Source organism: Actinokineospora sp. (assembly GCF_050699995.1).
Taxonomy (GTDB): domain Bacteria; phylum Actinomycetota; class Actinomycetes; order Mycobacteriales; family Pseudonocardiaceae; genus Actinokineospora.
Map to the genome: position 1 here is coordinate 1 of NZ_JBOHGC010000340.1, position 6,223 is coordinate 6,223.

General features: G+C 70.3%; 5 protein-coding genes. 3 read left to right on the top strand and 2 right to left on the bottom strand.

Annotated elements, in window-relative coordinates; all coding sequences use genetic code 11:
* Positions 1–106: 106 nt before the first annotated feature.
* Positions 107–1,417 (bottom strand): hypothetical protein, encoded by a 1,311-nt coding sequence (locus tag ACRDSQ_RS16855; RefSeq protein ID WP_431422271.1) that lies wholly within the window; start codon positions 1,415–1,417, stop codon positions 107–109.
* Positions 1,418–1,600: 183 nt separating this feature from the next.
* On the opposite strand from ACRDSQ_RS16855, the gene ACRDSQ_RS16860 reads away from it, so the two are divergent.
* Both ACRDSQ_RS16860 and sph read left to right on the top strand, forming a co-directional pair.
* Positions 1,601–4,135, top strand: a complete 2,535-nt coding sequence (locus ACRDSQ_RS16860) for a choice-of-anchor D domain-containing protein (RefSeq protein WP_431422273.1) — start codon at positions 1,601–1,603, stop codon at positions 4,133–4,135.
* A 175-nt stretch (positions 4,136–4,310) separates the two neighbouring features.
* Entirely contained in the window at positions 4,311–5,243 is a 933-nt protein-coding gene (gene sph, locus ACRDSQ_RS16865; protein WP_431422274.1) for a sphingomyelin phosphodiesterase, read from the top strand.
* Here the strand turns inward: sph and ACRDSQ_RS16870 are convergent.
* Positions 5,231–5,809 (bottom strand): pyridoxamine 5'-phosphate oxidase family protein, encoded by a 579-nt coding sequence (locus tag ACRDSQ_RS16870; protein ID WP_431422276.1) that lies wholly within the window; start codon positions 5,807–5,809, stop codon positions 5,231–5,233. The genes sph and ACRDSQ_RS16870 overlap by 13 nt on opposite strands.
* 57 nt (positions 5,810–5,866) lie before the next feature.
* Between ACRDSQ_RS16870 and ACRDSQ_RS16875 the strand changes: the two genes are divergently transcribed.
* On the top strand, positions 5,867–6,223 hold a 357-nt coding region (locus ACRDSQ_RS16875), incomplete at its 3' end, for a MarR family winged helix-turn-helix transcriptional regulator (RefSeq protein WP_431422277.1).

The window sequence follows — 6,223 nt, forward strand, 5'->3', positions numbered from 1 at the left end:
AACTCCACGCCCTCGGCTACCGAGTCACCCTCGAACCAGCCGCCTGACCAACAAGATCCCGGCTCCGCCGGGAGCTGTCGCCACCCACTCACCACTCATTTTCGGACTAGCCGGCTAGGCGGCCGGAGAAGGAGACGGAGGGGCGGCAGCGGCCGGTCGCGGGTTCGGGGGCGCCGGGGAGCTGGCAGTTCACCGCGACGCGGAGTTCCTTGCCCGGTGGGAAAGTCAGCGGTTCGAGGTAGTGGTAGTCGACGTCGCGGAAGTTGTTGAGGCCGAACTCGAGCAGGACCTCGTCGCCGCGCAGGATCCGCAGGGTTCCCGAGTCGCCGCGCGGGTTCTGCAGCACCAGGTCGGTGATCACCAGGGTCTTGCCGTCGGGGACCGGTTCTGGCGCGGTGAACGTGGCGAAGTCGGCGCCGTCCGCGGTCGCCACCGGGTCGGTCACGACTCGGAAGTCGAACGCCTGCCCCTTGGACACATCCGCCCCGCCCGGGGCGGTGACCGGCGGCGGCCCGCCGCCCGCGCCCGCGAGCACCCCGTCGGTGACCTTCTTCTCCGCTGCGGCCGCTTTCTGTTCGGCCGCGGCGGCTTTCTCCTCCGCCTTGTCCGCCTTGTCGGTGAGCTTCTGCTGCTCCTCCTTCACCAGCTGCGCCGCGGTATCGCGGGCCGCCGACTGCAGCGTCGGCTTCAGCACGGTGAACCACAGGGTCACGGCGATGATCGCCAAGGCCAGCAGGGCGATCAGCGCGGGCAGCAGCCACTTGGGCAGAATCTGCTGCTGCACCACGGTTCCGTTGGCGGTGACCGGCGCGGCCTCGCCCGTCGTCGCCGTCACCTGGAACGGGTGTCGCTTCTCGGCGCCCCGCAGGAATGTGTCGTGCGGGCGGGCCCGCAGCCGCAGGAACGCCGACGTGCCCGGCTGGATCGTCAGCATCCGGTGGTCGATGTCGAGCTTGAGCTCGTCCTCCGGGTCCATGGCGGTCAGCTCGACCACCATCGGGCAGTTGCCCGCGTTGTCGACGATCAGCTCGTGCTTGGCCTTGCGCCGCCCCTTGGACGTCTTGGGGATCAGCTCGAGCTGCAGGTCGGTGAACGGCTCGACGTGGACCGCGCCCTCCTCGACCATCGAGGCGCCGGGTTCCTCACGCGAGAGCACCCGGATGCCGAAGGGGACGACGCCCGCGGGCACCGTCGAATCCCGTGGCGGAGCGAAGGTCACGGTGACCTGCCCCTCGGTGCCGGGCATCAGGTTGATGATCGCCGGTTCCACTGTTGTCCACTCGACGGCGTCGCCGACGACGTCCACAGTGAACTGGTCGACGAGCGTTCCCGAGTTGCGGATCTGCACCGTGGAGGTGACCGTGGCCCCCGGGGTCACGGACAGTTCCTTCCCGGCAAGCGAGGTCGTAGCTCCCATGGCCCGAAGTGTGGCCGGCGGTGTACCGGGGTCGCAGCTTGCGATCGGGAGCCTGGCTGGGCAGCGAGATCCGCCCGATCGGGCGGATCATGGCGACCCGATGGCCACCCGCGCGCCGGGGCCGGGCGATGGGCGCGTTTCCTAGGCTGAGCAGCACAAGTCCGCCTGAGCGGAGGTCCACCCGTGCCCGTCTCCGCCGCCCGACGCGCCGTGGCGATCGTGCTGGTCGCGAGCCTCGGCGCCCTGCTCGTGCACAGCGGTCCGCTGCCATCGGCGACCGCCGAGGTCGCACCGGGCTCGACGACGCTGGTGTCGGTGGCGGGCAACGGGGAGTTCTCGCCGACCGGTGGTTTCGACCAGGAGATGTCGTACGACGGCACCGCGGTCGCCTTCGTCAGCCGGTCCGTGCTCGACGGGGTGGCGACGACGCAGACGGAGAACGTCTACGTCCGCGACCTGGCCCGCGGCCGGACCGTGCTGATCAGCCGAGGCCAGTACAGCCCGCCATCCCTGCCCAGCAGCGAACCCCCGGTTCCGGGGCTGGCCGGACCCCGGCTGCTGACTTTCAACCAGGCGGCCGTCGAGTTCCCGACCGACGGCGACAGCTACGAGCCGACCATCTCGGCGGACGGCCGGTTCGTCGCGTTCATGACCAACGCGACCAACCTGGTCAAGGAGGACCTGCACGACCATGAGGACGTCGTGCTGTGCGACCGCGCCCCGAACGGGGTCTTCGACGCGCGCAGGCCCGACGGCTCGATGGACTACCGCTACTCCCTGATCACCGCTTCCTCGCCGCCGACCAGGCTGGAGAGCTACCGCGACCCCCACCTTTCGGGCGATGCGAGCCGGATCGTGTGGGGCGAGTTCGCGGGCACGTCCGGGTCGAGCTGGAACCTCACCACGGCGCTGCTGCGCGGCCCCGCGGGCACCATCGGCAGCCCGGCCACCCGGGAGCCGGTGTCCATCGAGTTCGGCGAGCAGTCGCTGCGCAGCTTCGACGAGGCCCGCGTTTCCGCCGACGGCCGGTTCATCGTCTCCGTCGCCCGGATCGACAACGACGAGACCGACCCGTACGCGGTGTTCCGCACCGCCGTCGCGGCCGACACGAACGAGCGGGTCGACTTCGAAGCCGACGGCACCCCGGTCAACCCGGACGACGGCATCCGGATGCGCGCGCCCTCGATCTCGGGGGACGGCTCCGTGATCGCGTTCGTCGCGTCCCGCACGACCGGGCAGCCCAACGTGTACGTGGTTCGCCCCGGCACCAACGAGTCCGGCATCGTCTCCCGCAACATCTTCGGCGACCCCGTGAACGGCGCGCTGCCGGCGTTGTCCCCCAGCGGTCGCTATCTCGCGTTCGTGACCGACGCTTTCGTGGTGCACGACGACCTGGACATCGGGGAGCCCCACGACTACAGCTGCCTGGTCCCGAACGACGCGACGGCCATGGCCCCACCTCCGGTCGACGAGGGCCGCGAGGACCGGACCCGCTGCCACGTGGTCGTCCGCGACCTGGTCGTCGACGGCGAACGCGCCACCGCGGGCCTGCCCATGCTGCCCGCGGCCCTGGCGTCGGTCCCCCGCGACACCGTCTGCCCGGACGGTGGCCCCCGCTGCCCGGGCGACAGCACCCCGTCGTACACCTCCGCGCCACCGTCGGTCTCCGACACCGGCCGCGTGGCCTTCGACTCCCGGGCAAGCGACTTGGCTGACGACGACGCCGACGACTACACCGACTCCTACGTCCATACCTTCGAGCCGGGCCTGGCGGGCGGACCCGTCACCTTCGGCCCTGTCACCATCGGCGCCACCGCCAACCGCAGCGTCGAACTGCGCCATGTCGGCTTCGGTGCCCTGGTGGTGGAGTCGGCCTCGATCACGGGCGACCCGGCCTACACGATCGGCGCCGACACCTGCGAGGTCCTGCACACAACGGGAACCTGTCTGGTCTCCGTGCGCTTCTCCCCCACGGAAACCCGCGACTACACCGCCACACTGGTCCTCCAGGTCCGCGGCGGCCGCACATACACCGTCGACCTGCGCGGCACCGGGACGCCGGAGATCGTGATCCCCTCGGACGCGGTGTTCGCCGCCACCCCCGACCCGGTCGACTTCGGCGCGCGCCTGATGCTCTCCGAAGGCGCGCCGATCCCGCTGACCATCCGCAACGGCGGCGGATCTCCGATGACGGTGACCGCCGCGACCGTGGACGCCCCGACAGTGGCCGGGGACTACACAGTGGACGGCTGCGTCGGCACCACGCTCGCGCCCGCGGCGACGTGCGTGGCTCAGGTCCGATTCTCGCCGCGGGGTCCTGCGGCGCCCGGCGCCCCGGAAGTCCGCACGGCCGTCCTGCGCTTCACCTCGACCGCCCCCGCCAGCCCACATCTGGTAGGCGTTCGAGGCAGCGCGGTCCAGCCCGCGCTGGACCTGAACCCGGCCGTGCTGGCTCCGGGGCGGGTCGCGATGGCCACGGGAATCGGCTTCCCGCCAGGCAAACCGGTCACCGTGCGGTTCGCCAACGCGGTCGGCGAGGCGAAGGCCACCCCGGACGTGAACGGCCGGTTCTCGGTGCAGCTCCTGGTGTTCCCGAAGGCCGCCATCGGACAGCGCCAGGTCGTCGCCGGCGTCGACGGCACCCCGATCTCGGCGGAGCGGCCGCTGCTGGTGGTGATCAACACGGTCAGCCCGGCCGAGTTCGTCGGCCGAGGCTGACTGTCACGCCCCACCCGGATGTGGGCTCATCGGTGGGCTCACGCTCATCGCCTTGACCGGTGTGGTGCTCAGGTGGCGACAGGTCGGTGCCGCCGGGATGAACACCGACCAAAGGTGAATGTTTTCCTTGCCCGAGACTGGGCGAGGCCGCACAATCGCTCCCATGCGAACGCAAATGTTATTCACGTCACTGCTGGTCGCCGGGCTGAGCCTTACCGCCGCGCCCGCCCATGCCGCGCCCACCGCGCCGAAGATCGCGAGCTACAACGTCTTCATGCTGTCGCGGAACCTGTACCCGAACTGGGGCCAGGTGACCAGGGCCGACCTGATCGACCAGGAGAACGTGCTGGCCGGGCAGGACGTGGTCGTGCTCAACGAGGTGTTCGACAACGAGGCGGGCGACCGGCTGCTGCGCAACCTGTCCGACACCTACCCGCACCAGACGCCGGTCGTGGGGCGGTCGCGCAGCGGGTGGGACGCCACGCTCGGCGGCTACTCGGACTACACGCCGGAGGACGGCGGGACCGCGGTGATCAGCCGGTGGCCGATCACCCGCAAGGTGCAGCACGTGTTCACCCAGCGCTGCGGTGTGGAGCCGATGTCGAACAAGGGCTTCGCCTACGTCCGGCTCAGCTCACCCGCCGGTCCCGTGCACGTGGTCGGGGTGCACGCCCAGGCCCAGGACAGCAGCTGCTCGGTGTCCCCCGGGTCGGTTCGCGCGAACCAGCGCGCCGAGATCCGCGCGTTCCTTGACCGCGAGGCGATCCCGGCGACGGAGCCGCTGTACGTCGCGGGCGACCTGAACGTGATCGGCGAAAGCGCCGAGTACGGCCAGATGCTCACCTCGCTGAACGCGCGGGCGCCACGGCTGACCGGCCACCGGTACTCGTGGGACTGTGTGACCAACAGCGTCTGCAAGGGCCAGTACGGCAACGCCGTGCCCGAGCACCTCGACTATGTGCTCTCGATCAACGGCCACCCCGGCGGCGACCTGGTCAACGACACGCGGGCGGTCAAGAGCCCGACGTGGAAGGTGACGTCGTGGTTCACCACCTACAGCTACGACGACTACTCCGACCACTACCCCGTGTTCGCCTACGGGGCCTGAGGCAGCGGCAGCGGGAGGCCGGGCAGCCCGTCGAGGCTGGTGCCGACGTGGTCCTTGGACTCGCAGTAGGTGGCGAACTCGGCATCGGTCTTGCGGCCGAAGTACTCCTCGTGCAGCGCGCGGCCACCCTGGTGGTCCATGAGCGGAACGGCGAAGCCGCAGGTGTCGCTGATCCGGTCGGCGGTGACCACGATGATCGCGCGCGCCGAGGGCTTCTTGCCCTCGGGGATCTTGTCGATGAGACCCGGCCAGCGCGGGTCGTCGCGGAAGACGGGCTCGCCGCGGCCGTGGACGCGCACGATGTTCGGCGGCCCCTCGAAGGCACACCACATCACGGTGACGCGCCCGTTCTCCCGCAGGTGCGCGATGGTCTCGGCGCCGCTGCCGCCGAAGTCGACGTAGGCGAAGGTGCGCTCGTCGAGGACGGCGGACGAGCCCGTGCGTCCCTTGGGCGAGAGGTTGACGTGGCCGTCCTCGCTGAGCGGGGCGGTGGCGATGAAGAAGAGCGGCTGCCGCTCGATGAAGTCACGCAGCCTGCCGTCGATCCGCTCGTATGTTTTGCCCATGCGCCCAGTATCTGGTTAGTGCGCCTAAAGTAAAGCGAGTTGACCAGAGGAGAGCCCATGGCCGCCGACATCCCCGCGCTGCTGGCGATGGCGTTCCGGTCGGTGATGGACGAGGTCCACGACCACCTCGCGGCTGAGGGATTCGGCGATGTGCGGCCCGCGCACGGCTTCGTCTTCCAGTATTTGTCACACCGCCAAGGCGCGACGGCCGTCGAACTGGGACAGCACCTCGGGGTGACGAAGCAGGCGGCGGTGCAGCTGGTGGACGAGCTTGAGCAGCGCGGATACGTCGAGCGCGTGCCGCACCCGACCGATGGACGCAGCCGGATGGTCGTGCTCGCGCCGCGCGGATGGGCGTGTGTCGAGCGGGTCGTGGCGAAGTGGACCGAGGTGGAGCGGCGCTGGGTGGACCTG

What these genes read in the sequence shown, in the direction of transcription:
- ACRDSQ_RS16855 (WP_431422271.1), bottom strand. Translation starts at nt 1,417, where the DNA reads ATGGGAGCTACGACCTCGCTTGCCGGGAAGGAACTGTCCGTGACCCCG.
- sph (WP_431422274.1), top strand. Translation starts at nt 4,311, where the DNA reads ATGTTATTCACGTCACTGCTGGTCGCCGGGCTGAGCCTTACCGCCGCG.
- ACRDSQ_RS16870 (WP_431422276.1), bottom strand. Translation starts at nt 5,809, where the DNA reads ATGGGCAAAACATACGAGCGGATCGACGGCAGGCTGCGTGACTTCATC.